This is a genomic window from Thalassospiraceae bacterium LMO-JJ14 (genome assembly GCA_021555105.2).
Taxonomy (GTDB): Bacteria; Pseudomonadota; Alphaproteobacteria; order Rhodospirillales; family Casp-alpha2; genus UBA4479.
Window position 1 is genome coordinate 644,048 of record CP134604.1, and the last position, 22,818, is coordinate 666,865.

Here is a 22,818-nt window from a genome sequence, read left to right on the forward strand (position 1 = left end):
GCTCCTTTGAGATATCTGATGATTGGCGGTTTACAATAGCAAGGTTGGTCAGTCGACTTGTTTGCCAAGGTCTTCTATCAGTTGTTGCGCTTGGTGGTTGTTTATCAGGAATTCAACAAGCGATACCACCTGCTTTACGTTGCCGGTCTCATCGACAAGCGGAAACCGGATAAAGCGTTGAAAGCCTTGGCGCGGCAGGTTCCCGCCGCGGGCGAATTCCGACAACATCGCAAGCGGTGCCCGTGCCCTGACGACGTCGGCATAGGCTTTGCGAACCGGTTCCCTGATTTCAACAGGCAAAAGGGTCTCCGTCGATATGCCGGTGCCGTCATAACCAAGGTATGCCCGGAAACCGCTGCCCCAGAAGCGGTACCGGAAATCCTGTCCGTTATTGATGACGTCCACGATGTGTGTCGTCGGCAGTATGGTCGCGGGCAACCGCATCAGATCGAAACTGGATGTCAGCGGAATGCCGGTGTTCTTATAGGCAGGCAGGCTGCGCCAGTATTCAAGACCGGACAGCTGCAGTTCAGAAAGCTCGGACCCGGCGATTTCCCATTGCCTGTAACTCATTTGAGATCAGGGTTCTTATGTTGTTTCATCTCTATGAGAGATTAGTCCCCTCCGGTGAGGGAGAGCAATTCCTGATATAAAATGGCCGCAAGGTCGGAACGCTGGTTGTTGGTGCGTTCGATCAAGACAACGCTGCGCCGTACCTGCGGCGTGCCGAACGGTACAGTCTTGAGACGGTCCACACTTTCGCCACGTAACCTGCCGCTGGGGACCACGCCGACGCCGAGCCCGGCCATGACAAGGCCGACAATCGATTCGGAGCTGTCCAGCTCCATGGCTTCGGTTACCGCAATGCCGGAGGTGCGAAGTGTCACATCGATCAACGCGCCGACACCGGACTTGCGGTTGAGGCGCAGGAAGGGGCGTGCCCGCAGGATGTTCTTCCAGCCGCGTTCAGAAACCGATTTCGGCGCGACGACGATCAGAGGCTCAGTGGTGATCGGCAATATCTGCATGTCCGGCGATGGCACAAGCGGCTGGGTGATCAGTGCGCCATCCAGGGCGCGGCGGCGGACACGGTTGATCAGGTCATCCGTGAGACCTTCCTCAATGCGGATCTGCAGTCGGGGATGGCGATCGCGCAAGGCGGACAATGCACGGGGTATAAGTGAGCTGGTGATCCCGGTTGCCGAACCGATGGTCAGTGTGCCGGCAATCTCACCCGCTGAGCGCGCCCGCTCGGCCAGGGCATTGAAGCGTTCCAGAACATCGCGCGCCTGTGTGACGATATTGACGCCATGCGGATTCAGCCTTGGCGGACGGGTGGTGCGATCGAACAGCGTGACCTGCAGGTCATCCTCAAGATTACGCATCTGTTGTGAAACCGCCGCCGGTGTCAGAAACAGCGAATCCGCTGCGTCGGCAAAGCTGGCATGGTCGTGGACCGCGATCAGGGTTTTGAGATGCTGGATGTTCATGTTATTAACTTAAGATAAAATTAATCTAATAACAAATATATATCATTTGAGTAATTTTAATCCGCAAACTAGATTCCCCCTGACCGTAGACATGGCGGTCGGCTTTATAAGGAGTAAGACCAATGGAACGCGCAATTGACAGTCTTCTGATCAGCGCCATGGTGGGGATCGCTTTTCTCGCCAACTATTCCTATCTGATGTCCTGAACATGAAGGCCATCGCACAGAACGCCCCTGGCGCCTGAAACGCCGGGGGCGTTTTCATTTGTCCCCAGCATAAAGCTTTTACATTCCCCACAGCCTGCCGAATGCCTTATCATCTCTCGGCATGACCGTCATTTTACGATACCTTTTCATCCCTTCCTTTTGTGCGTTCGTTCTGCTGTTCGCCCCGTCTGGCAAAGCGCAGGCTGAAACGCTTGAAATCACGGTTGCAACATGGGGCGGATTTTATGGTGAGGCGCTGCAAAATGCGGTGTTCAAGCCGTTCACCCGCGCGACCGGGATCGGCGTCCGCATTCATCACCATGGCAGTAATTATCTGCCGCTGATGGAGCGGGCGAGTAACCGCCGCCCGCCGTGGCATGTGGTCGATATCGAGCGCGCGCCGCTGACGCGCGGTTGTGCGGAAGGCGTTTTCGAGAAACTCGATCCCGAACTTTTGCTGGGTAATGCGGCGCGGCAAGATTTTATTCCAGGTACCCTGCACCCTTGCGGGATCGGCGGCATGATCTGGTCACAGGCCATTGCCTACGATGCGACATTGTTCAAGAAACGTCTGCCGAGGACGCTTGCCGATTTTTTCGACCTTGAAGCCTTTCCCGGCAATCGCGGCCTGTTTGCCGGCGCTGAGGGAAATCTTGAGATTGCCCTTATGTCCGATGGCATTCCGCCCGAAGATGTATATGACATCTTGCGCAAGCCCGGCGGTGTCGATCAGGCATTGGCGATCCTCGATAGAATCCGCCCTGTCGCCATTTTCTGGAAAGGCGGCGACGAGCCGGAACAGATACTGAATGACGGGCGCGTCGTGATGAGTACGGCCTATGCAGCGCGGTTTCTACGTCCCAGAGAGGGCGCCCGCCGCCCCATCGGGCTGCTATGGTCGCATCAGTTGTGGCGGTCGACTTATTGGGCGATTCCCGCAGGCCAGGACAAGCCTGTCGATGCGCAGCGTTTCGTCAGTTTCGCCACGGACGCCGTCCGGCTTGGTGAACTTGCGGCCAGACTCTGGTTCGGTCCCGCACGCAAAAGCGGATACGACGCAGCCCCCCCCAACATTCGCGAGGCTTTACCGACGGCGCGCCGTCAGTTTCATGACGCACTACAGATCGACAGCGGTTTTTGGGATGAATTCGGCTCCCGGATCGAACCGCGCTTCCAGGCATGGCGGGGCGGTTAAATATGCCGGCCCATGTACAGGCATTGCCGGAGGAAAGCCGCACTCGCGCGGCATCGCATAAAGCCGAAATTATCCGACAACTCGTCAGGCAGGCATTTCTGACGCATTTGTGTCCGCTGTGATTGGCTCTTTGGGGCGTCCAAGAGGTTTATTTTTCAATGGCCTCACGGATTAACCTTTCCTTTGCCCTTTTTTGGCCTTAATGGCGGTGCCTAATCGTGACAGAAGCCGATTTCGTGACGGAGTAGAAAATGACCGATATAGCAGAAAGCCAACGCGCATACGCTCAAGCAGGCCCTTGGGACAGACTGGGTGCGATGTTGAGAATAGGTGTGGCCGTATTATTTGTGGCGATCACCGTGGTGTTTTTCGCCACGGCAAAGAACGGTCTGGTCAGCGCTTCTGATGCGCACCTGAGTCCGGCTGCTCCGGCGGCAGTTCAGAACTAAGCTTCATCTCTGTTGCTTTCCGAATCGCCGGTTTCTTCGGCCGGTTCCCATTTTTCCATGAATCCATCGATGGCGTTTCTGGCCGGGAGTCCATGCTCGCCAAGAATCTCTGCCTTGATGTAAATAATCGCGAGGGTAATTCCCGACCATGCGATGTTGTCGCGGCGGCTGCGTGCAGCGCGGTTCAGTTCGGTCAGCGCGGCAACCCCGCGCCCATAAAACTGAACATCATCCAGCCCGCGGCGATGAACTTCCGAAATGTTGTATTTAATCTCGCCGGAAATCTTGCGGAGCGAATCCGGGCCGTGCTGGCCGTGCACCATTTCGATCATGGCACGCGCGTCACGGATCAGAATACGTGCGTCGTTTTCAGGTCCGCCCAGTCCGAAAAAAGCTTTCAAGTCCGATAGCATTCAATTCTCTCCGTTGCTTACCCCATTGTTTCTGACGAGCCATGCGACTGCAAGCCGGGTGAACGCGTCAAGCTTGAGCGGGCCTGCCTGCTGACATACCCTCGCGGTCAATGAAAATCCGGGAGAGAAGGAAATCACCATGGCCCTGCAAAAATACGACGTCGAGTTTGAACAGCTTTCCGAAGAAGCTCTTGCCCAATGGCGGGATATCCCGGCGGCCGTGGTCTCTGACATGATGAACCGTTCGCAAGTGATGGGCGGGCGGATCAAACCGGTTGGCGAGGGCATGAAACTCTGCGGTCAGGCCCGCACCGTGAACTGCATGTCCGGCGACAATTCCGGCCCGCACCGGCTGATTGGCATGTGCCGTCCGGGCGAGGTGATGGTGATCGACGCGCGCGGCTCGGAAAACGTTGCCATTTGGGGCGGCATCATGACGGAAGCGGCAATTGCCCGCGGCATTGCCGGTATTGTCGTCGAAGGGGCAATCAGGGATGTTGCGGAAATTCGCGCGCGCGGCTTCGCCGCGTTTTCCAGCGCCGTGGTACCGGCGGGACCTCATAAAAATTTTGGCGGGATCATTGACGGAACGATTTCCGTTGGTGATTGCCCGGTTAAATCGGGCGATCTGATTATCGGTGATGACGATGGCGTTGCCGTGGTCCCGTTGGCGTGGGCCGAACGCATGCTGGCGGCTTCTCAGCAGAAGATCAAAGACGAAGCGGACGTGATTCGTAAAATCCACGAAGGCGCCAATCAGGCAGATCTGATGGGGCTGCCGGAGCCGGAACTGATCGCCTGAAGACTTAAAACATCTTGATTACGTAAGACTCCTTTTCAGCCGCGGCAATCCACGCGGCCATGTCCGGCTGCGGCTATGCTGCCAGGCCTTTCGTCTGTATCGGAGAGTTTAGGGTTTTCGTTTTCCATGCGCCAAGTAAGATCGAGCCTTCACCCGACCAAGGAGCATGCCGTGAGCGAGAAGTCCACGGGCGCGACGCCCGTCCATCTGATAGCTGAAACCGCATTCGAAGAATGGTGTGCCGGCGCGCCGGCCTCTGCCAAGGCCTGGGCGGCGGCCAATGCCTTCAAAGGGGCTGCGGGCAAACACCTTGTGGTGCCGGATGAAGGCGGAACGATCGGGGCGGTGCTTGTGGGCACCTCCGATCCTGTTTCACTTTGGGACACCGGGGCTCTGGCCAAGGCGTTGCCGGCGGGAAATTACGCGCTCGCGGATGATCTGAGTGCTGACGTTGCCGGACAGGCGATGCTCGGCTGGCTTTTGGGATCGTATGAGTTCGACCGCTATAAACCGCCGGCACCGGTGCCCGCCACCCTGCGGCATCCGCAAGGGATCGACGCGGCCCGCATCACGGCAATTGCCGATGCGACCAGATTGGTGCGTGATCTCGTGAACACGCCGGCCAACGATATGGGGCCGGCAGCACTGGCCGATGCGGCAAAGGCCCTTGCCGATCAATTCGGCGCAGATTGCCATGTCACCGTTGGCGAAGATCTTTTGCGCGAAAACTACCCGGCCATTCATGCTGTCGGCCGCGCCGCTACCGATGCGCCGAGGCTGATCGAATTAACCTGGGGCGATCCAGCAAATCCGACCGTTGCCCTGGTCGGCAAGGGTGTGTGCTTCGATTCCGGTGGCCTCGACATCAAGCCGGCTGCGGGCATGAAGCTGATGAAAAAGGATATGGGAGGATCCGCGCACGTGCTTGGCATCGCGCACTGCATCATGGCGCTGGGGATCAAGGTACATTTGAAGGTTTTGGTGCCGGCCGTCGAAAATGCGATCTCGGGGAATGCCATGCGGCCATTGGATGTGGTCCGGACCCGGGCGGGGATAACGATTGAAATCGGCAATACGGACGCCGAGGGCCGGGTCATTCTTGCCGACGCCCTGACCCGCGCCGGTGAGGCAAATCCCGATCTGGTGATCGATTTCGCGACGCTCACGGGGGCGGCGCGTGTCGCGCTGGGGACCGAACTGCCGGCACTTTTCTGCAACGACGATGCTTTCGCGGCCGAGATTCTTGATGCCGGGACAGAAGTCTCCGACCCGTTGTGGCGCATGCCGCTTTGGCCCGGTTACCGGAAAATGATTGAAGGCAAGGTTGCCGACATCACCAACTCACCTGAAGGCGGTTATGCCGGCGCCATTACGGCGGCATTGTTCCTTGAGCGGTTTGCCCCGTCAGCATCGAAGTGGGCGCATATTGACGTTATGGCATGGAACGTATCGTCGAAACCCGGGCGTCCCGAGGGTGGTGAGGCGATGGGCATGCGCGCCTTCGCCGAAATGCTTGAGCGGAAATACGGGCGGGCCTGAGCGGTTGCGGAGGCCAGTGAAGCGCGATGAGCCTTGAGCTTTCAGATTTGCAGGCACTCGACATCTGGCGCCGTGCTCTCGTTGCCAGTGTCCGGCACGATGCGCCGGATCTCTCGGCGCGGCAAATGTCGCTTTTGTTGAGCGTTTACCTGACACCGCCACCGCATACCATCCGCGGGCTGGCGGCGCACCTTAATGTAACCAAGCCGGTCATCACCCGCGCCGTTGACCGTCTCGCAGAGCTGGGAATGGTGCGTCGTAAAACCGATACTCTGGACCGGCGCAGCGTGCTGTTGCAGCGGACAGTCAAAGGGTCGGTATTCTTAAGGGAATATGCGGAACTGATCGTCGCCGCGGCAAACGGCAAAACCGAAGGCGACGCCAGCGGCCTGCCGCCCCGGTATTGAGCCGTTAGCCTGCGGTGCGGGTCTGCGCCAATGGCGTCCGGTAGCGCCTCAGATACGTCGGCAAGATGGCTTCTGCGGGCGTCGCGGCAATCCCGAGGTCCGTAAGCCCCGGCAGCGTGCCGCCGGCGACGTTGTCGGTCTGCATGAGGCGTATTTGATCGGTGGTCAGCAACGGTTTAGGCAGCTTTTCCAGAAAAAAGGCCTCAATTTCCGCGACCCAGAACGGCACCGGTAAAAGCGCGCGTTTGCGGCAGGTCGTCTTGAGCACAAGCCGCATGATGTCGGCGAACGAATAGACACTCGGTCCCGTTAGCTCATACGTCTTTCCGGCCGTGCTGTCGACATTCAGGCACATGACGATGGCGTCAGCGACGTCGCCGACATATACGGGCTGAAATTTGGGCCCGCCGTCGCCAAGGAAATTAATGCTGAACGGTTTGCCGCCGCCGATGCTGACGTCTGGAAACGTCGGCGCGCCGATGACCGGCAGAAACGGCGAAATACGGCACAGGCCGGCAAAGGTGTTGAAGAAACTGTCCTCGGGTCCGAAGACAACGCTCGGGCGGACGATACGGGCCTGCGGCAATGCCGCCATGACGGCTTCTTCACCCATGGCCTTGGTCCGGGCATATTCGGCGTCGGCATGCTTATTCGCGCCAAGCGCCGACATATGGACATAGCGTGTGATACCCAGAGAAGCTGCTGTTTCCGCCGCCAGTTTGGCACAATCCACGTGCATCTTCTGGAAAGTGGACTTGCCGCTCTCATACAGAATGCCGACGAGGTTTACAGCGGCTTCGGCGCCTTCAAGGGCAGCATGTACGCTTTTCGCATCGCCGATATCGGCACCCCAGGGAATGACCTGGCCGACATCGCCCATGGTACGGAGATATTGGGCTTTTTCCGGATCGCGGCAGGCGGCGCGAACAGTCCAGCCGTTTTTCGCCAGACGGCGTACAAGATGGCGGCCGATAAAACCGGAAGCCCCGAATACGGTGATGATGCGTCGCTGCGTACTGTTGGCCATGCTTGCATCCTTCTTGATACACTTCTTGTGCGCTGGAAAAAGAATCAGCTTAATATGGCTTATACCGAGCTTTGCCCATGGTCAACCGGGCCATTTCAAACGATGGGACGGAAACAGGAGACAACATATTGACAAGGTGCCCTGTGAGGACTAATCCCTCCACTTCCGACGCGTGCTTCGGCGCGCACAGGAGCCCAGGTGGCGGAATTGGTAGACGCGCTGGCTTCAGGTGCCAGTGGCCGCAAGGTCGTGGAAGTTCGAGTCTTCTCCTGGGCACCATCACCCTCCCGCCTCACGGCACAGGACGGAAGGCAGTCTCTTGAGCCGTCAGACTTACTCAACACCCGTAGAAGTTCATGTCCACCATGGCGATATACCGGCGGACATTGATTTCGGCAGTGCGGTTGCCGTTGATACGGAAACCCAGGGTCTGAATCTGCAGCGCGATCGGCTTTGCGTTGTGCAGCTTTCAGCGGGGGATGGGGTCTGTCATCTCGTTCAGCTTGCCGCTGATGATTATGCCGCACCGAATCTCAAGGCCCTGATGACCGATCCCGCGTTGACCAAGATTTTTCATTTTGCGCGCTTCGATGTCGCGATCATGAAGCGCTGGCTCGGCATCACGATCAATCCGGTGTACTGCACCAAGATCGCTTCTAAGCTGGTCCGCACCTACACCGACCGTCACGGCCTCAAGGATGTCACCCGCGAACTGATCGGTATCGAATTGTCCAAGGCGCAGCAGTCATCCGACTGGGCCGCAGCGGAACTGAGCGAAGCGCAACAGACGTATGCGGCATCGGACGTTCTCAATCTGCATGCTATCAGTGAAAAACTCCAGGAGATGCTGGTCCGCGAAGGCCGCGCCGAACTGGCGCAGGCATGCTTCGATTTCCTTGCAACCCGTGCCGATCTGGACCTTTCAGGCTGGGCCGAGGCGGATATCTTTGCCCACATGTGATGACGGCCTTCTGTTGAACGATCGTGGTTTGAAGCGCATACTTAGCGAAACCGGCGAACCTTTTTCAGCGCTGCGTTGGGAGCATTCATGAACGGGATTCCCGCCGAGAAAATCGAAAATGACGATACGCGCCGCGATATAGATGCGGCACGGCAGGTTATTGAAACCGAAATCAAGGGTCTTAAAATTCTTGCCGATACCATCGGCACGGATGTTGCCCATGCAATTGAAATTCTTGCCTCCGTAACGGGGCGTGTTGTCGTCACCGGGATGGGCAAAAGCGGCCATGTTGCGCGCAAGATCGCATCGACGCTGGCGTCGACCGGCACGCCTGCCTTATTTGTGCATCCGGCGGAAGCGTCGCATGGCGATCTTGGCATGATTACGCAGGCTGATGCCGTGTTTGCACTTTCCAATTCCGGCGAAACGACGGAATTGGCGGATCTCGTCGATTACTGCAAGCGCTTTGAAATCCCGCTGATATCCATGACCGGCCGCGCCGACAGCACCCTTTCTGCCGCCGCTGATGCGTCGCTGGTTATACCGCCTGCCGCCGAAGCCTGCCCGATGGGTCTGGCGCCGACCACGTCGACGACGGTGATGCTGGCGCTTGGCGATGGCATAGCCGTCGCACTACTGGCCAGAAAAGGTTTTTCGAGTGACGATTTCCACGCGCTTCATCCGGGCGGCAAGCTTGGCAGGCGGTTGCTCAAGGTCCGCGACATCATGCATGGCGGTGACGAACTACCGGTTATCGGAACGGACACGGTGATGTCGGAAGCACTGATCGAAATGACGACGAAAGGTTTTGGCTGCGTCGGGGTCATTGATACCAAGGGCAATCTGGCCGGCATCCTTACCGACGGGGATTTGCGCCGCCATATGAGCGACGACCTGACGATGAAACCGGTGACCGAGGTCATGACGGTCGGTGCCAAGACGCTGCAGCCGGAAATACTGGCCAGCGAAGCGCTGCATTTCATGAATGAATACAAGATCACCAACGTTTTCGTGGTGGCGGATAAGAAGCCCGTCGGCGTTCTGCATATCCACGACTGCTTGAGGGCCGGGGTCGCTTGATGCGGCACTTTTGATTGAGCAGAGGCACAATGGCTCCTGCGACACAAAACGGTCTGGAATTGGAAGGACGCAAGCGCGGCGGAGATTTAGGATTCGAATCCCGCGGGCCAAGGCGTCATACGGCATCGTATTCCCATTTTGTCCGGGCCATGAAGTTTCTGTTGCCGGCCATCGCGCTGTTGCTGATCGGACTGATCATCGCCTGGCCGCACATTCAGGTATCGAACAGCAAGTTCCGGATCGGTTTTGCCGATCTGACGGTCAAGGAAGCAGACGATCCGAGCATGCTGAATCCGCGCTATATTGGCGCCGATGACGATGACCAGCCTTATTCCGTGACGGCTGAAATTGCCCGACGCCTGTCGGCGACAGGCAGCGTCATCGAATTGGACAGTCCGAAAGCGGATATTCTTCTTGAAGACGGGACCTGGCTGGTTTTGACGGCGCGGCGGGGGATCTATGGCCGTGATGCGGAATCCCTCAATCTTGTGGGCTCGGTCGTGCTTTATCACGACACCGGTTACGAATTCTTAACCGAGAAGGCGAAGATTGACCTTGAGAAGAGCTCTGCCGAGGGCGACCAACCGATTCGGGGGCAGGGGCCGTTCGGCAATCTGCAGGCCGAAGGCTTCCGCCTTGTGGACAAGGGCAAGACAATATACTTCACCGGCAAAAGCAAACTTGTGATTTACCCGGGGGCGGGACAAAGGGACCCATGAAAGCACCCATGAAGCGCAGCTTTTACAGAAACGGATCCGGTCGTGAAAATCACGGGCGTCGACGCACCATGCCGCTGATGGATTTTGCATGCGTTATCGTTTGTATGACCGCCCTGCTAAATACCCCTGATGCGCTTGCCCAAAGCCTGAGCCTGGGAGGTGTCGCCGGGGATCAACCGATTGAGGTGTATGCCCAGGACGGCATCGAATGGCAACAGGACGGCAATCTTTTTGTGGCCCGTGGCGATGCCCGGGCTGTGCGCGGTGAAGTGGAAGTGCTAAGCGACGAGTTGCGCGCGCATTACCGCGAGACCGCATCCGGTCAATCCGAGGTCTGGCGCCTCGATGCGCTCGGTAACGTCCGTATCGTGTCGAACAGCGAAACCGCTTACGGTGACCGGGCCATCTATAATGCCGATCAGAAGGTTCTGGTCGTCGATGGCAAGAGCCCCCGGCTTGTGTCCGGTCAGGACACGCTCAGTGCGTCACAGCAGCTTGAGTACTGGGAGTTGAAGAAATACGCCGTGGCGCGCGGAGATGCAGTGGCGTCGCGTGACAAGAAGAAGGTCTTCGCCGACGTTCTGGTGGCTCATCTTCGACCCGATGATAAAGGGAATACCCGCGTCTACCGGGTTGATGCTTACGACAATGTCCGTATCCGCACCGAGCGTGAAACAGCGACGGGAGACCGTGGCGTTTATAATGTGGAAAGTGGTATCGCAACCCTGACCGGTCGGGTTAGACTGGTGCGTGACGATAATGTACTGCGGGGCTGTCGCGCCCAGGTCAATCTCAACACGGGCATCAGCCAGCTGTTTGCCTGCTCGAGCGATCAAGGAACAGGACGTGTTCAGGGGAGTTTCATCCCCAAAAACCGCAGCAACAACTGATAACGGTGCAAGCAAAGCACCGGCGCCTGGAAGGAAGATAATGAGCGACGACTTCGAACGGATCGGAAGAGAACTCTCGGACGGTGGGGGTGCGCAAATGCATAAGCGCAAGAAACCCCGTCTGATCGCAGAGAGTGAACGCGGTCTTTATGCCCTCAATATTGGCAAGCGCTTCAAGAAGCGCCCGGTCGTCCGCAGTGTCAGCCTTGAGGTCCATCGCGGTGAGGTCGTCGGTCTTCTGGGCCCCAACGGTGCCGGCAAGACAACCTGCTTTTACATGATTACCGGCCTGATTCAGCCCGACATGGGCAATATTGTACTCGACGGCAACGACATCACGGACTTGCCCATGTATCGGCGTGCCCGGCTGGGCATCGGGTATCTGCCGCAGGAAGCATCCATTTTCCGGGGCCTCAGCGTTGAGAGCAATATCCGCGCCGTGCTTGAAGTGGTGGAAAAAAGCCGTGAACGTCGCGAAGCGATCCTGGATGCGTTGCTGGCGGAATTCTCGATTACTCACTTGCGCCGGGCGCCTGCCCTCGCCCTTTCGGGCGGTGAGCGACGCCGTGTCGAAATCGCCCGCGCGCTCGCATCCAACCCGCATTTTGTACTGCTCGACGAGCCCTTCGCCGGTATCGACCCGATAGCTGTCGGCGATATCCGCGAACTTGTAGCGCATCTCAAGGATCGCGGTATTGGGGTTTTGATTACCGATCACAATGTTCGCGAAACACTGGATGTGATCGACCGGGCCTATATCATTCATGATGGGATGATGCTGATGGAAGGGGTGCCATCGGATATCGTCGGCAATGCGGACGTGCGGCGCGTCTATCTGGGTGACCGCTTCTCTCTTTGACGTCATGGACAGGAGGCGCCCATGGTGATGTCGCCTCGCCTTGAACAGCGGCTAGGCCAGTCGCTGGTCATGACGCCGCAATTGCAGCAGGCCATCAAGCTGCTGCAACTTTCCAATCTGGAACTCTCTGAGTTTGTCGAAAGCGAGTTGGAGACAAATCCGCTATTGGAGCGCGATGAAGCCGCGCCGGCGGATACGCCTGAGCGTGAAAATGACAGCGATGGCGATTTCGAGGATGCGCCTGGCCTGGATGATCTGAATCTCGGCGAGCCGGCTGAAAGTGAAATGACGACGGTCGGTGAACTGGATGCCGACTTGGGTGGCGCCTTTGAAGACGGGCTGGTTACGGTCGGAGAGTATTCCAGTCTTCCCGAATCCGGTGGCTATGATCCTGATCTGCCGGGCCTGGAGGAAACCCTGGCCGAGACCCAGACGCTTCGCGGCTATCTCGACCAGCAACTGGGAATGGCGCACTTGTCCGCCGAGGATACACTGATCGCGGCTTACTTGATCGATCAGGTCGAAGACAGCGGATACCTGGGAGCGCCGCTTGAAGAGGCCGCGGAAGTGCTGGGTGCCCCGTTTGCAGACATTGAAAGGGTGCTGGCTGTTTTGCAGGGCTTCGAGCCGACAGGCGTGTTCGCTCGCGATCTTGCGGAATGCCTTGCGCTACAACTTAAGGAGAAGGACCGCTTCGATCCGGCGATGCAGACGTTCGTTGAAAACCTCGATCTTGTTGCTGCCAGGGAATTCTCAAAACTGGCAAACCTGTGCGGCGTCGATGCCGAGGACATCACCGACATGCTCGCCGAGCTTCGTGAGCTTGATCCGAAGCCCGGTCTGTCGTTCGCCGTGCAGACGGCGGAACCGATCATTCCTGACGTGATCATGGTCCGGCATCCGAAAGGCGGCTGGATGGTCGAACTGAATTCGGAAACCCTGCCGCGTGTTCTGGTGAATTCCACCTATCATGCCCGGGTCCAGAAAACACCGATGAGCAAGGAAGACCGCAAGTATCTGGCGGAACAGTTTCAGTCCGCGAACTGGCTGGTGCGGGCCCTGCATCAGCGCGCCACGACGATTCTCAAGGTATCTTCGGAAATCGTGCGCCGTCAGGATGCTTTCTTCAAAAAAGGCATCGCACACCTGAAACCGATGGTATTGCGCGACGTCGCCGATGAAATCGAAATGCACGAAAGCACCGTCAGTCGTGTGACGTCGAACAAGTACATCGTCACGCCGCGCGGCATTTTCGAGCTCAAGTATTTTTTCTCGTCCTCGATCGGCGCTACCGATGGCGGCGATGCGCATTCCGCCGAATCGGTGCGCTATCGCATCAAGGAATTGATCGATGCGGAGGATCCGAAAAAGATTCTTTCCGATGATAAACTGGTTAAGCTGCTGGTTGCCGACGGCTATGACATCGCCCGGCGCACGGTGGCTAAGTACCGGGAATCCCTCAAAATAGGCTCATCCGTTGAACGGCGCCGGCAAAAAGCACCGCCAAAGTGATCCGTGAATAGGTCCGGAACCGGACCTCTTGTTTTATTCCTTGTGATGACATTTTACACGAACCGCAGTATCATCGGCCAATGATACAGCTTCACGTATTGACTTCGCGGGGCCATCTCACTAGGGTCCGCCCACCGTCTGCTGAGGGGCCGTTTGGCGCACCATTCTGTTCCATGGACTGGTTGGAAGAAATTAAAAAAATCAAACACTTAGAGGCATAATCCAGACATGGAAATCTCCGTTTCCGGTAAGCATGTTGATGTTGGTGATGCGTTTCGCGAGTACGCTGAAGATCAGCTGACAGATTCAGTCACTAAATATTTCGATCAGGCGATAGATGCGCATGTCACGGTTTCTCGTGAGGGATCGATGATGCATGTGGATATCTCGGTCCACCCCGGACCGCGCGGTATGGTCGTGCAGGGCCGTGGTGAAGCCGCCGAAGCCTATCCGGCATTTGATGCCGCACTTGCGCGGATTGCCAAGCAGCTGCGCCGATACAAACGCCGACTTATCGGTGATCAGCGCCGCCGTGCGGCCAATGACGATGTGGTCCTGGCTCAGCAGTATGTGATTCAGGCGGACAGTGGCGAGGAAGAGGTTGCGGTTGACGAACAACCGATCATCGTCGCTGAAATGCAGACCGATATCGCGACCCTTTCCGTCAGTGAAGCGGTCATGCACATGGATCTGGCAGACCTGCCCGTTTTGATGTTCCGCAACGTCAAAACCAATGCTTTGAGTGTGGTTTACCACAGAAAAGACGGAAATATCGGCTGGATTGATCCATCGCCGAGCGGTGAGTCGGACTAGAAGCAAGCAAGGCCCATAAGAGGGCCGGCCTGAAGGCCAGTGAATAGCAAGTGTTGGACAGGAAGAGACAATGGAACTCAGTGATCTCCTAGACAGCGATAGCATCGTTGCCAATCTTCGCGCGACCAGCAAAAAGCAGGCGCTGCAGGAATTGGCGCGCAAGGCAGCTGACGTGACCGGTCTCGATGAACGCAAGGTTTTCGGTGTGCTGATGGACCGCGAACGGTTAGGGACCACCGGCGTTGGATCAGGAATCGCGATCCCGCACGGCAAGTTGGCCGATCTTGATCGCCTGCACGGCATTTTTGCGCGGCTTGAAAAGCCGGTCGATTTTCAGTCCATAGACGACCGTCCGGTCGATCTGATTTTCGTGCTTCTGGCACCGGAAGAAGCGGGCGCCGATCACCTGAAAGCGCTGGCGCGTGTCTCCAGGCTGCTGCGTGATCACAATATCTGCGACAAATTGCGCGCGACCGGTGAAGGCGATGCGCTTTTCGCCATCATGACGGAGTCTCAGGAGACCCGTGCAGCCTGATTAATTGTCAGGCTCCATGTCGATGGTCTGAGACCCGCCCTTGGCGCTTTCAATCTTGATGGTTTTGACTTCAGGCTCGGGCACTTCGCGGTGCAGGTCGACATGCAGCAAGCCGTTGTCGAGCGTGGCGCCGGTGACATCGATTCCTTCCGCCAGAACAAACGAACGTTGAAACTGCCGCGCGGCAATGCCCCGGTGGATAAAGATGCGCTCGGCTGTGTCATCAACCTGTTTGCCGCGGATGACGAGTTGATTGTCCTCCGTGGCGACCGACAGGTCGTCCATGGTAAAACCGGCAACCGCCAGCGTTATGCGGATATCGTGTTCACCCGTCTGTTCGATATTATAAGGGGGGTACCCCTCGCCGGACGCCTTGGCGGCACGATCGAGAATCCTCTCGATATGGTCGAACCCGAGCAGGTGCGGATTGTTAAAAATCGTCATTGGTTTCTCCCAGCCTCCCCGAAGGGCGAGGCATTTATTGGATCCATGGAATTATTTTTAACCATTCCCGGCATCCGTCACCGGCATCCCCCCATGGGCCAGCCAGTATATTCGTATAGATTTGGATCAGCGGACGGCCAAGTCAAGACCATGACGTTCGAGCACAACCCTCTGCCAAGGCGTGACAAGCCCGTCGGTGCCCAAGTAAGCTCGGGCCCGGCATGAATTCTGGAAACATATAATGATGCAACCGCCCCCCGCCGAAATCGGCGACGACATGCAGGATGTCGATACCCCGGCCTTGATGATCGACCTCGACGCGTTCGAGGCGAATATATCGGCGCTCGCGAAAACCGTCAGTGATTTCGGTGTGCGGCTGCGGGCCCATTCGAAAACCCACAAGTGCCCGGAAATCGCCCGGCGGCAGATTGCCGCCGGTGCGGTCGGTATTTGCTGCCAGAAAGTGGGCGAGGCCGAAGCTATGGTCGCGGGTGGTATTGAGGACGTTCTGGTGACCAACCAGATCTGGGGCGAACGCAAGCTGGCCCGGCTGGCGGCGCTGGCGGACAGAGCACGCATCAGTGTTCTTGCCGACGATGCGGGAAATATCCGCGATCTCGCACAGGCGGCACGTGACGCCGAGGTGACGCTGCATGTTTATGTCGAGATCGATGTCGGCGCCGGTCGTTGTGGTGTCGATCCGGGCTTGCCGGCTGTTGAGCTGGCCCGTCTCGTGAATGAAGAGGATGGTCTTCATTTCGCCGGTCTGCAGGCGTATCACGGTTCAGCCCAGCACATCAGGACCGCTAACGAGCGGGGGGCGGCCATTGGTGCTGCCTGTGACAAGGTGCGCGAAACACTGGCGGCGATGCAGGCCGCCGGGATAGAGGTGCCGATCGTGACCGGCGCCGGCACCGGCAGCTTCCGCTTTGAAGCGGCCAGCGGCTTGTATCAGGAAATGCAATGCGGCTCTTATATTTTCATGGACGCGGACTATGCACAGAACATGGACCAGCGTGGCGATCCGTTTACGGAATTCCGCCACAGCCTTTATGTGCTGGTGACCGTCATGAGTGCGACCAAGCCCGGACGCGCCGTCGTCGATGCCGGCCACAAGGCGCTCGGCAACGATCAGGGGATGCCATGGGTCGCGGACATTCCCGGCGCGCGATATCAGGGCCCTTCGGACGATCACGGCACACTTGTTCTCGATGATGCCGCCAGGGACGTCATGTTGGGGGAGAAAATCCGCCTTATCCCGGGTCACTGCGATCCGACCGTGAATTTATATGACTGGTTCGTGGTGATTCAGGGCGGCCGAGTCGTCGATCTGTGGGAAATCAGCGGGCGCGGGGCGATCCGCTAGGGCGGATGACCAGGACTGGAAAAATGAGCAACGATACGGAACAAAGACTGACCGCCCTCGAGATGACGGTGACGCATCACGAGCAGACGATCCACGAACTCAGCGACGTCATTACCGAACAGTGGACGCAGATTGAAAAGCTGAAACTTGAACTTGGCCGGCTTGACGAAACCAAGGCCGATATCGAGCCCGAGGAAGATGCAACGCGCCGCCCTCCACATTACTGAAAATCCTGCTATCATAATCCGTTAAGGCAGAAAGCCGGGGGCTAACCTCGGGGGAACAATAGGGTGGCACTCGATATTCCATCGGGGCTCGCAGTTTCTTTTGCAGTGACGGGCTCAACAGCTGCCCGCCGACTCGCAAGCGTGCCGTCGGTTTCGCTGGATGCGGCACGGGGACGCGGGCTTGGCGAGGGGAGTGTTGCCGGCCGTTTTGTCGAGCGAACGGTTGAGATCAATACCGAGGCCGCACGTCAGGCGTTGAATCAGTCGGTGTATGCCGGTGCGGCGATCCGCTCGGCGGTCCGTGAATTGTCAGGCCTTGCCCAGCTTGCGGAAAACGGCGGGCTTGTTTCGGACAGCACGTATCTTTTGTCCAATGACGGGTCCCGGGTCTCGCGCGGCAACATACAGACACAAATCAACCGCGCCATCGGTCTCATCGACAATCTGGTCGGCGCCAGCGCCAGTGGCAGCGCCAATTTCATCAACGGCCGGGGTCCGGCGATCCGTGTGCAGACAAGCAGCTACGGTGGCGCCATCAACATTCTGCCGCAGGGATTGGACAGCCGCTCGCTCGGCCTTGCCGGTCTGGATGTTTCGACGAGTGCAGACGCACGAGAGGCCAGGGCGCGGCTCGACAATGCCGTTTTGACTGCCGGAAACCGGCTGGACAGGCTCAGGCAGTTGCAAACGGCGCTTGGTCAGGGCAGCGCCTTCAACCAATCGGTGGTCTCGGCGACCGCCGATATTTCAGGCGCCCTGCCGGTCGGAGCGTTCGTCAATCTGTCCGCTTGAGCCGCCTTAATTCATGATCCCGAACGATTTCAGGATGAACGCGTAATTGAACGCGAGTTCTTCCAGTCTGTCGAAACGGCCGGCGGCGCCGGCATGCCCGGCGCTCATATTTGTCTTGAGTAACAGCGGATTGTCGTCGGTCTTCAGGTCGCGCAGTTTCGCCACCCACTTCGCCGGCTCCCAGTACGTGACGCGCGGATCGGTCAGGCCTGCCGTCGCCAATAGCGCGGGATAAGCCTTGGCCTCGACATTGTCATAAGGCGAGTAACTGAGGATGTAGTCGTACGCCGTCTTGTCTTCGATGGGGTTGCCCCATTCCGGCCATTCGATCGGCGTCAGCGGCAGCGACGTGTCGCACATGGTATTCAGGACATCGACAAAAGGGACATCCGCGGCCACGGCACGCCAAAGACCGGGCGCCATGTTGGCGCAGGCACCCATCAACATGCCGCCTGCCGATCCGCCGTGGATCGCGATACCACCCGGACGTGCCATGTTTTGCGCGATCAACGCGTCGGCCGCGGCAATGAAATCGGTGAACGTGTTGCGTTTCCTGTCACGCTTGCCGTCCGTATACCAGCGATAGCCCTTCTCCATGCCACCCCGGATATGGGCGATGGCATAGATGAAGCCCCGGTCGACAAGGCTCAGACGTGGCGTCACGAACGATGCCGGCATGGTCATACCGTAGCTGCCGTAACCGTATAGTAAAACCGGCGCACTGCCGTCCAGAATGCAATCGGCGCGGTGCAAGACCGTGACGGGGACCAACTCACCATCAGCGGCAACGGCCTGAATGCGGCGGGTTACGTAATCCGCCGGGTTGTGGCCGGACGGGACCTCGTCCTGTTTCAGCAATGCACGTGCGCCGCTCGCCATGTTGAATTCAATGACCTGACGTGGCGTGGTCGGCGATGAATATGAAAAGCGCAGGTTCTGCGTTGCGTATTCATACCCGCCTTCGAGACCCAGGGCATAAGCCTCTTCCTCGAAGCGGATGGTCGTTTCCTGCAGACTCTCCCAATTGCGGATGACGATCCGGGGCAGTGCCGCGACACGTTCCAGCCGGACAAGATAATCGGCAAACACTTCGCAGCCGACGATCAGCGTTCCCGGCATGTGAGCGACGAGATCGGTCCAGTTTTCACGCCCGGGGGTTTCGATCGGGACGGTGACGATCTTGAAATCCTCGGCGCCATCGGCATTGGTCAGAATGACCAGCCGGTCGGCATGATCGGAAACGCTGTATTCCACACCGTTCGCACGGGGCGCAATCAGCCGGGGCTGGGTTTCCGGCTTATCGGCATCGACAAGATAAACTTCCGACGTTTCATGATCGTGGGCATCGACCAGAATGAAGCGGTTGCTCTCGGTCTTGGAAAGACCGACGAAAAAACCTGGATCGGGTTCTTCATAAATCATCACATCCGCATCGGCGGGCGTTCCGAGAACATGGCGCATGACTTTCGATGGGCGATGATTGTCGTCGAGCACGGTATAGAAAAGCGTTTTGCCGTCTTCCGCCCATTCCATGTCGCCGCTGGCGTTGCCGATTTCATCTGCAAGGTTGTTGCCGCTTTCGAGATCGCGGAATCGAATGCGGAAAATTTCAGATCCGTTCCGGTCCTCTGCATAAGCCCCGTAACGGTGATCGGAGGCGTGTACGAATGCGCCGATTTTATAATAGCTTTGCCCTTCGGCTTCGGCGTCGCCGTCGAGCAGGACCGTTTCGCCGGGCGTGCCGGACGTCGGGATACGGCAGAATATCGGATGCTGCCCGCCTTCGACGTAGCGGACATAATAGGCGTACTTGCCGTCTGGAGCGGGGACTGTCGAGTCGTCTTCCTTGATGCGGCCGCGCATCTCGGCGACCAGCTTTTGTTGAAGTGCTGCCGTGTCGGACATCCAATCCAGCGTGTAGGCGTTCTCAGCTTCCAGATAAGCACGGATATCGGCGTGCAGCAGGTCCGGTTCGTGCATCACCCGTTGCCAGTTCTCATCCTTAAGCCATGCATAATCATCGGTCCGTGTGTGGCCGTGCCAGGTGGTCTCGTGAGGATGTTTGTCGGCGATCGGCGGGCGGATGTCGGCCTGTGTCATATTCTTGCCTTCTGGTCGTGACAGAGTAATTCTTGCGTCGAGTTATCCCCTATGTAGTCAGGAATACCCCGGATGTCGAACAAGGTCATTCTGGTCGTCGTCGACGGCCTCAAATATGAAACAGCTCTGGGCCACTGCGGTTTCCTGGAAGGTCAGGTTGAATCCGGCAAGGCGCGGCGCTGGCGTATGCGCGCCTCGCTGCCGAGCATGTCGGCACCATGTTACGAAAGCCTGCATACCGGACTGGACCCGGCGCACCACGGGATCACGGCGAACAGCGTTCTGCGGCCGTCCAGCGTCGACAATATATTTTCGCTGGCAACGGCAGCGGGGAAAACGACCGCGGCTGTGGCGTACAGCTGGTTTTCGGTTCTGTATAACTCGGCCCCCTATGACCCGGTACGCGATCTTGAAACGGACGATACGTCAAAGCCGATCCAGCATGGTCGTTTTTACGACGATACGAGCCGCACCGATTTTCATCTGGCAATACCGTCGGATAATGATCTGTGTGCGCAGGTCGATCGCATGATCGTGCGACATGCGCCGGATTACCTGCTGTTTCATACCCTGAGCTGCGACAGCGTCGGCCATGTGTTCGGCGGCAATTCATGGCAATATCAGCGTTCGGCGACGGTCGTCGACAGCATGCTGGCAAAGCATGTCGGCGGATGGCGCGATGCCGGTTACCGAGTCCTGGTGACGGCCGATCATGGCTTTACCGACTGCGGTTATCATGGCGGCACCAATGACGAAGTGCGCGATGTCGCGTTTTATGATATCGGCCACGCCGCCCCCGGAAAGTGCGATGATGTTGTCTCGCAACGTGCCGTGGCGCCGACGGTCCTGACACTGATGGGACTGGATGTCCCGGCGCAAATGACGGAAGCGCCCTTGGTATGATCCTTACGCAGTGACGGACCGGATCAGTGCGCGGATTTCCTCGCGGATCGGCCCGTGATTGGCGGGGTCGGCCAACGTTGTGAACCAGCGTTCCGGCGCATCGGCGGCGCGCCGGTGGCGCCAGGTCACTTCTCGCAGCAATTTTTCGGCCGCAGGCGGCAGCCTGTCCGGCACATCCAGTCCTGCCAGTACACCCCATATGCCGGCCCAGCCACGCGCAACGCTGAACGGATTATAGCCGCCGCCCCCGGATGCGATGACACGGGGGGCCATGTCTCTGACCGATGCCAGGGCGCGCCAAAGCGCGGTGTTTGAAACAGCCAGGCGGCTTTGCGGGTCGTCGGCCAGTGCATCGACGCCGCATTGCACGAAGACCGCTTCCGGTTCGTGCGTCTGGATCAACGGCAGCACGGCACCTTCTATTATGGCTTCCAGTTCGTCATCGTTGAGGTCCGCCGGTACCGGAATATTGCGGGCCATGCCACCGGCCCGGTCCTTGACGCCGCCCGGTCCGGCCGGATCGGCATTGCGCCGATCCATGGGCCAGCGTCCGGCTTCGTGGATGGACAGGGTGAAGACGCGGGGATCATCGTGAAAAGCGTCCTGCACACCGTCACCATGATGCGCATCGAGATCGAGATAAAAGACACGCTCGATCCCGCGCTCCAGCAACGCCCCAATCGTCAGCGCCGGTTCGTTGAAATAACAAAATCCGCTGGCCCGGTCCGGCCTGCCGTGATGCTGACCGCCACCCAGATTGAAAATTCTTCCGCCGTTTGCGGCTAGCTCGGCTGCTTTGGCACCGCCGCCGGCGGCGGTCGCCGGGCGGCGGAACATCTCGGGGAAAATCGGGTTGCCGTTGATGCCGATGTTGTGTCGCGCTCGAACAGCCGGTGGGGCATCCTGTTCACGTTCGGCCTGCATAACAGCTGCGACGTATTCGGGCGTATGAAAACGTTCAAGATAAGCCGCATCGGCACGCGGACTATCTACGTAAGCACTGTCCCTGAACCAATCCAGCGTCCGGATCAGATCGATGGCTAAAGATACGCGCGGGATCGCCAGTGGATGGCCGCGCCCGTATGTGCTGTCACGATATATCTCGCTGCCGATGAAGTATGCGCCTGTCATGCGCCGGGCCCGGCGTCCAATAGCCATGCACGAAAGGCGGCGACGCGGGGCAGCGTCGCGGCGGCTCGCGGCGCGACCAGATAGAAACTCTCGGACTCTATGATCTGTTCGTCAAAGGGGGCAACAAGTCTGCCTGTCTGCAGATCGCTTTCGACGAACGGCGTATGTGCGATGGCGATGCCGAGGCCAGCCGCGGCCGCTTCAAGCGCCTGTGCCGAAGACGCGAACGTCAGCCGGCCTTGCGGCTTCAGTCCTTCAAGACCGGCATGGGTGAGCCAGCGTGGCCAATCATCGTGGCGCGGCGAGGCGTCGACGGAAATAAAGACGTGGCGGGCAAGGTCTTGCGGCGTGCCGATCGGCACGCGTTCCAGTAAGGACGGGCTGGCGACCGGGAACAGGGCGTTTTCAAACAGGAAATCGCTGCGGCAGCCGGGCCATTTCCCCTCGCCGACGCGGATTGCCAGATCGACATCCTCGCGCTGCAGATCGACGAGACGCGACGTGGTCAGCAATCGCACTTCGATTTCCGGGTGAGCCGCCTGAAACGACGGCAGGCGGGGGATCAGCCAGCGCTGCGCCAACGTTGCCAACAGTGCCAGCGTCAGGGGGGCGGCACTGCCGGACAGACCGGCAGCATCGCCCAGCGCATCGCGCATATCATCGAAAGAGCGGACTAGCCGGGTCGCCAATGCGGCGCCGGTCGCGGTCAGATCAACGCCACGCCGGTCGGTGCGCACAAGCCGTGTGCCGAGATGCCGTTCCAGCAGTCTGAGTTGCTGCGTGACGGCGGGTTGGCTGACGCCCAGCTCCTTTGCGGCAAGCGTGACGTTGCGATGGCGCGCAACGGCCTCGAAGGCACGCAGACACCGAAGAGAGGGAGGAAGGTCCATTTAGTCATAAGAACACCTTATGTCTAAATCAGAAAGAACTGATTGCAGGCATGAGCAAATGCAGTGCT

25 protein-coding genes and 1 tRNA gene are annotated in these 22,818 nt (G+C 58.5%); 18 read left to right on the top strand and 8 right to left on the bottom strand.

Annotated elements, in window-relative coordinates; genetic code table 11:
- Nucleotides 1-48: 48 nt before the first annotated feature.
- The gene (locus L2D14_03090; GenBank protein ID WNK00419.1) at nt 49-573 is read right to left on the bottom strand and encodes a hypothetical protein; all 525 of its coding nucleotides are present in this window, start codon (nt 571-573) and stop codon (nt 49-51) included.
- 41 nt (nt 574-614) lie between these two features.
- Nucleotides 615-1,490 carry a LysR substrate-binding domain-containing protein gene (locus tag L2D14_03095; protein WNK00420.1) on the bottom strand — a complete coding sequence of 292 codons (876 nt, stop codon included), beginning with the start codon at nt 1,488-1,490 and terminating at the stop codon, nt 615-617.
- Between the two features lie 327 nt (nt 1,491-1,817).
- Here L2D14_03095 and L2D14_03100 point away from each other — a divergent pair, with 327 nt between their 5' ends.
- Together L2D14_03100 and L2D14_03105 are read left to right on the top strand one after the other, a co-directional pair.
- Nucleotides 1,818-2,891: an extracellular solute-binding protein gene (locus L2D14_03100; GenBank protein ID WNK00421.1), complete on the top strand. Its 1,074-nt coding sequence runs from the start codon at nt 1,818-1,820 to the stop codon at nt 2,889-2,891.
- A 251-nt stretch (nt 2,892-3,142) separates the two neighbouring features.
- A complete protein-coding gene (locus tag L2D14_03105; protein WNK00422.1) occupies nt 3,143-3,340 on the top strand; it encodes a hypothetical protein in 198 nt (65 codons plus the stop codon).
- Here L2D14_03105 and L2D14_03110 read toward each other — a convergent pair.
- Complete coding sequence (locus L2D14_03110; protein WNK00423.1) at nt 3,337-3,753, bottom strand: hypothetical protein; 417 nt, start codon at nt 3,751-3,753, stop codon at nt 3,337-3,339. The genes L2D14_03105 and L2D14_03110 overlap by 4 nt on opposite strands.
- A gap of 139 nt (nt 3,754-3,892) precedes the next feature.
- On the opposite strand from L2D14_03110, the gene L2D14_03115 reads away from it, so the two are divergent.
- From L2D14_03115 to L2D14_03125, 3 genes are all read left to right on the top strand, one after another.
- A complete protein-coding gene (locus tag L2D14_03115; protein WNK00424.1) occupies nt 3,893-4,555 on the top strand; it encodes an RraA family protein in 663 nt (220 codons plus the stop codon).
- 171 nt (nt 4,556-4,726) lie between these two features.
- The gene (locus L2D14_03120; GenBank protein ID WNK00425.1) at nt 4,727-6,094 is read left to right on the top strand and encodes a leucyl aminopeptidase family protein; all 1,368 of its coding nucleotides are present in this window, start codon (nt 4,727-4,729) and stop codon (nt 6,092-6,094) included.
- A gap of 26 nt (nt 6,095-6,120) precedes the next feature.
- Nucleotides 6,121-6,501, top strand: a complete 381-nt coding sequence (locus tag L2D14_03125; protein WNK00426.1) for a MarR family transcriptional regulator — start codon at nt 6,121-6,123, stop codon at nt 6,499-6,501.
- 4 nt (nt 6,502-6,505) lie between these two features.
- Here the strand turns inward: L2D14_03125 and L2D14_03130 are convergent, their stop codons facing one another.
- On the bottom strand, nt 6,506-7,528 hold the full coding sequence (locus tag L2D14_03130; protein WNK00427.1) for a complex I NDUFA9 subunit family protein: 1,023 nt from the start codon (nt 7,526-7,528) through the stop codon (nt 6,506-6,508).
- A 192-nt stretch (nt 7,529-7,720) separates the two neighbouring features.
- Between L2D14_03130 and L2D14_03135 the strand changes: the two genes are divergently transcribed.
- The 9 genes from L2D14_03135 to ptsN all read left to right on the top strand — a co-directional run bounded on the left by L2D14_03135 (nt 7,721) and on the right by ptsN (nt 14,897).
- A tRNA-Leu gene (locus L2D14_03135) sits at nt 7,721-7,807 on the top strand.
- 40 nt (nt 7,808-7,847) lie between these two features.
- Nucleotides 7,848-8,489: a ribonuclease D gene (locus tag L2D14_03140; protein WNK00428.1), complete on the top strand. Its 642-nt coding sequence runs from the start codon at nt 7,848-7,850 to the stop codon at nt 8,487-8,489.
- Between the two features lie 87 nt (nt 8,490-8,576).
- On the top strand, nt 8,577-9,569 hold the full coding sequence (locus tag L2D14_03145; GenBank protein WNK00429.1) for a KpsF/GutQ family sugar-phosphate isomerase: 993 nt from the start codon (nt 8,577-8,579) through the stop codon (nt 9,567-9,569).
- A 29-nt stretch (nt 9,570-9,598) separates the two neighbouring features.
- Nucleotides 9,599-10,288, top strand: coding sequence for an LPS export ABC transporter periplasmic protein LptC (lptC, locus tag L2D14_03150; GenBank protein WNK00430.1), 690 nt, complete (start codon nt 9,599-9,601; stop codon nt 10,286-10,288).
- Entirely contained in the window at nt 10,285-11,178 is an 894-nt protein-coding gene (locus L2D14_03155; protein ID WNK00431.1) for an LptA/OstA family protein, read from the top strand. Before lptC ends, L2D14_03155 begins: the two co-directional genes overlap by 4 nt.
- Nucleotides 11,179-11,275: 97 nt before the next feature.
- Complete coding sequence (gene lptB, locus L2D14_03160; protein ID WNK01639.1) at nt 11,276-12,037, top strand: LPS export ABC transporter ATP-binding protein; 762 nt, start codon at nt 11,276-11,278, stop codon at nt 12,035-12,037.
- A gap of 21 nt (nt 12,038-12,058) precedes the next feature.
- Nucleotides 12,059-13,549, top strand: coding sequence for an RNA polymerase factor sigma-54 (gene rpoN / locus L2D14_03165; GenBank protein ID WNK00432.1), 1,491 nt, complete (start codon nt 12,059-12,061; stop codon nt 13,547-13,549).
- A 228-nt stretch (nt 13,550-13,777) separates the two neighbouring features.
- Nucleotides 13,778-14,362, top strand: coding sequence for a ribosome-associated translation inhibitor RaiA (raiA, locus tag L2D14_03170; protein ID WNK00433.1), 585 nt, complete (start codon nt 13,778-13,780; stop codon nt 14,360-14,362).
- A 70-nt stretch (nt 14,363-14,432) separates the two neighbouring features.
- Nucleotides 14,433-14,897: a PTS IIA-like nitrogen regulatory protein PtsN gene (gene ptsN, locus L2D14_03175; protein WNK00434.1), complete on the top strand. Its 465-nt coding sequence runs from the start codon at nt 14,433-14,435 to the stop codon at nt 14,895-14,897.
- Here ptsN and L2D14_03180 read toward each other — a convergent pair whose 3' ends face one another.
- On the bottom strand, nt 14,898-15,341 hold the full coding sequence (locus L2D14_03180; protein WNK00435.1) for an Hsp20 family protein: 444 nt from the start codon (nt 15,339-15,341) through the stop codon (nt 14,898-14,900).
- Between the two features lie 241 nt (nt 15,342-15,582).
- On the opposite strand from L2D14_03180, the gene L2D14_03185 reads away from it, so the two are divergent.
- From L2D14_03185 to L2D14_03195, 3 genes are all read left to right on the top strand, one after another.
- Nucleotides 15,583-16,707, top strand: a complete 1,125-nt coding sequence (locus tag L2D14_03185; GenBank protein WNK00436.1) for a DSD1 family PLP-dependent enzyme — start codon at nt 15,583-15,585, stop codon at nt 16,705-16,707.
- 23 nt (nt 16,708-16,730) lie between these two features.
- Entirely contained in the window at nt 16,731-16,934 is a 204-nt protein-coding gene (locus L2D14_03190) for a SlyX family protein (GenBank protein ID WNK00437.1), read from the top strand.
- A gap of 105 nt (nt 16,935-17,039) precedes the next feature.
- Nucleotides 17,040-17,726 carry a hypothetical protein gene (locus tag L2D14_03195; protein ID WNK00438.1) on the top strand — a complete coding sequence of 229 codons (687 nt, stop codon included), beginning with the start codon at nt 17,040-17,042 and terminating at the stop codon, nt 17,724-17,726.
- A 6-nt stretch (nt 17,727-17,732) separates the two neighbouring features.
- Here the strand turns inward: L2D14_03195 and L2D14_03200 are convergent, their stop codons facing one another.
- The gene (locus L2D14_03200; protein ID WNK00439.1) at nt 17,733-19,826 is read right to left on the bottom strand and encodes a S9 family peptidase; all 2,094 of its coding nucleotides are present in this window, start codon (nt 19,824-19,826) and stop codon (nt 17,733-17,735) included.
- 72 nt (nt 19,827-19,898) lie between these two features.
- Between L2D14_03200 and L2D14_03205 the strand changes: the two genes are divergently transcribed.
- Nucleotides 19,899-20,729 (top strand): alkaline phosphatase family protein, encoded by an 831-nt coding sequence (locus L2D14_03205; GenBank protein WNK00440.1) that lies wholly within the window; start codon nt 19,899-19,901, stop codon nt 20,727-20,729.
- A gap of 3 nt (nt 20,730-20,732) precedes the next feature.
- Here the strand turns inward: L2D14_03205 and L2D14_03210 are convergent, their stop codons facing one another.
- Nucleotides 20,733-21,860 (bottom strand): acetoin utilization protein AcuC, encoded by a 1,128-nt coding sequence (locus tag L2D14_03210; GenBank protein WNK00441.1) that lies wholly within the window; start codon nt 21,858-21,860, stop codon nt 20,733-20,735.
- Entirely contained in the window at nt 21,857-22,750 is an 894-nt protein-coding gene (locus L2D14_03215; GenBank protein WNK00442.1) for a LysR substrate-binding domain-containing protein, read from the bottom strand. The genes L2D14_03210 and L2D14_03215 overlap by 4 nt, the downstream gene beginning before the upstream one ends.
- Between the last annotated feature and the right edge of the window lie 68 nt (nt 22,751-22,818).

Coding starts and splice junctions, on each gene's coding strand:
- L2D14_03095 (WNK00420.1), bottom strand. CDS start 1,490: ATGAACATCCAGCATCTCAAAACCCTGATCGCGGTCCACGACCATGCC.
- L2D14_03115 (WNK00424.1), top strand. CDS start 3,893: ATGGCCCTGCAAAAATACGACGTCGAGTTTGAACAGCTTTCCGAAGAA.
- L2D14_03190 (WNK00437.1), top strand. CDS start 16,731: ATGAGCAACGATACGGAACAAAGACTGACCGCCCTCGAGATGACGGTG.
- L2D14_03180 (WNK00435.1), bottom strand. CDS start 15,341: ATGACGATTTTTAACAATCCGCACCTGCTCGGGTTCGACCATATCGAG.
- L2D14_03090 (WNK00419.1), bottom strand. CDS start 573: ATGAGTTACAGGCAATGGGAAATCGCCGGGTCCGAGCTTTCTGAACTG.
- L2D14_03205 (WNK00440.1), top strand. CDS start 19,899: ATGTCGAACAAGGTCATTCTGGTCGTCGTCGACGGCCTCAAATATGAA.
- L2D14_03100 (WNK00421.1), top strand. CDS start 1,818: ATGACCGTCATTTTACGATACCTTTTCATCCCTTCCTTTTGTGCGTTC.
- L2D14_03145 (WNK00429.1), top strand. CDS start 8,577: ATGAACGGGATTCCCGCCGAGAAAATCGAAAATGACGATACGCGCCGC.
- L2D14_03125 (WNK00426.1), top strand. CDS start 6,121: ATGAGCCTTGAGCTTTCAGATTTGCAGGCACTCGACATCTGGCGCCGT.
- L2D14_03200 (WNK00439.1), bottom strand. CDS start 19,826: ATGACACAGGCCGACATCCGCCCGCCGATCGCCGACAAACATCCTCAC.
- ptsN (WNK00434.1), top strand. CDS start 14,433: ATGGAACTCAGTGATCTCCTAGACAGCGATAGCATCGTTGCCAATCTT.
- raiA (WNK00433.1), top strand. CDS start 13,778: ATGGAAATCTCCGTTTCCGGTAAGCATGTTGATGTTGGTGATGCGTTT.
- rpoN (WNK00432.1), top strand. CDS start 12,059: ATGGTGATGTCGCCTCGCCTTGAACAGCGGCTAGGCCAGTCGCTGGTC.
- L2D14_03110 (WNK00423.1), bottom strand. CDS start 3,753: ATGCTATCGGACTTGAAAGCTTTTTTCGGACTGGGCGGACCTGAAAAC.
- L2D14_03155 (WNK00431.1), top strand. CDS start 10,285: ATGAAAGCACCCATGAAGCGCAGCTTTTACAGAAACGGATCCGGTCGT.
- lptB (WNK01639.1), top strand. CDS start 11,276: ATGCATAAGCGCAAGAAACCCCGTCTGATCGCAGAGAGTGAACGCGGT.
- lptC (WNK00430.1), top strand. CDS start 9,599: ATGGCTCCTGCGACACAAAACGGTCTGGAATTGGAAGGACGCAAGCGC.
- L2D14_03105 (WNK00422.1), top strand. CDS start 3,143: ATGACCGATATAGCAGAAAGCCAACGCGCATACGCTCAAGCAGGCCCT.
- L2D14_03210 (WNK00441.1), bottom strand. CDS start 21,860: ATGACAGGCGCATACTTCATCGGCAGCGAGATATATCGTGACAGCACA.
- L2D14_03130 (WNK00427.1), bottom strand. CDS start 7,528: ATGGCCAACAGTACGCAGCGACGCATCATCACCGTATTCGGGGCTTCC.
- L2D14_03185 (WNK00436.1), top strand. CDS start 15,583: ATGATGCAACCGCCCCCCGCCGAAATCGGCGACGACATGCAGGATGTC.
- L2D14_03215 (WNK00442.1), bottom strand. CDS start 22,750: ATGGACCTTCCTCCCTCTCTTCGGTGTCTGCGTGCCTTCGAGGCCGTT.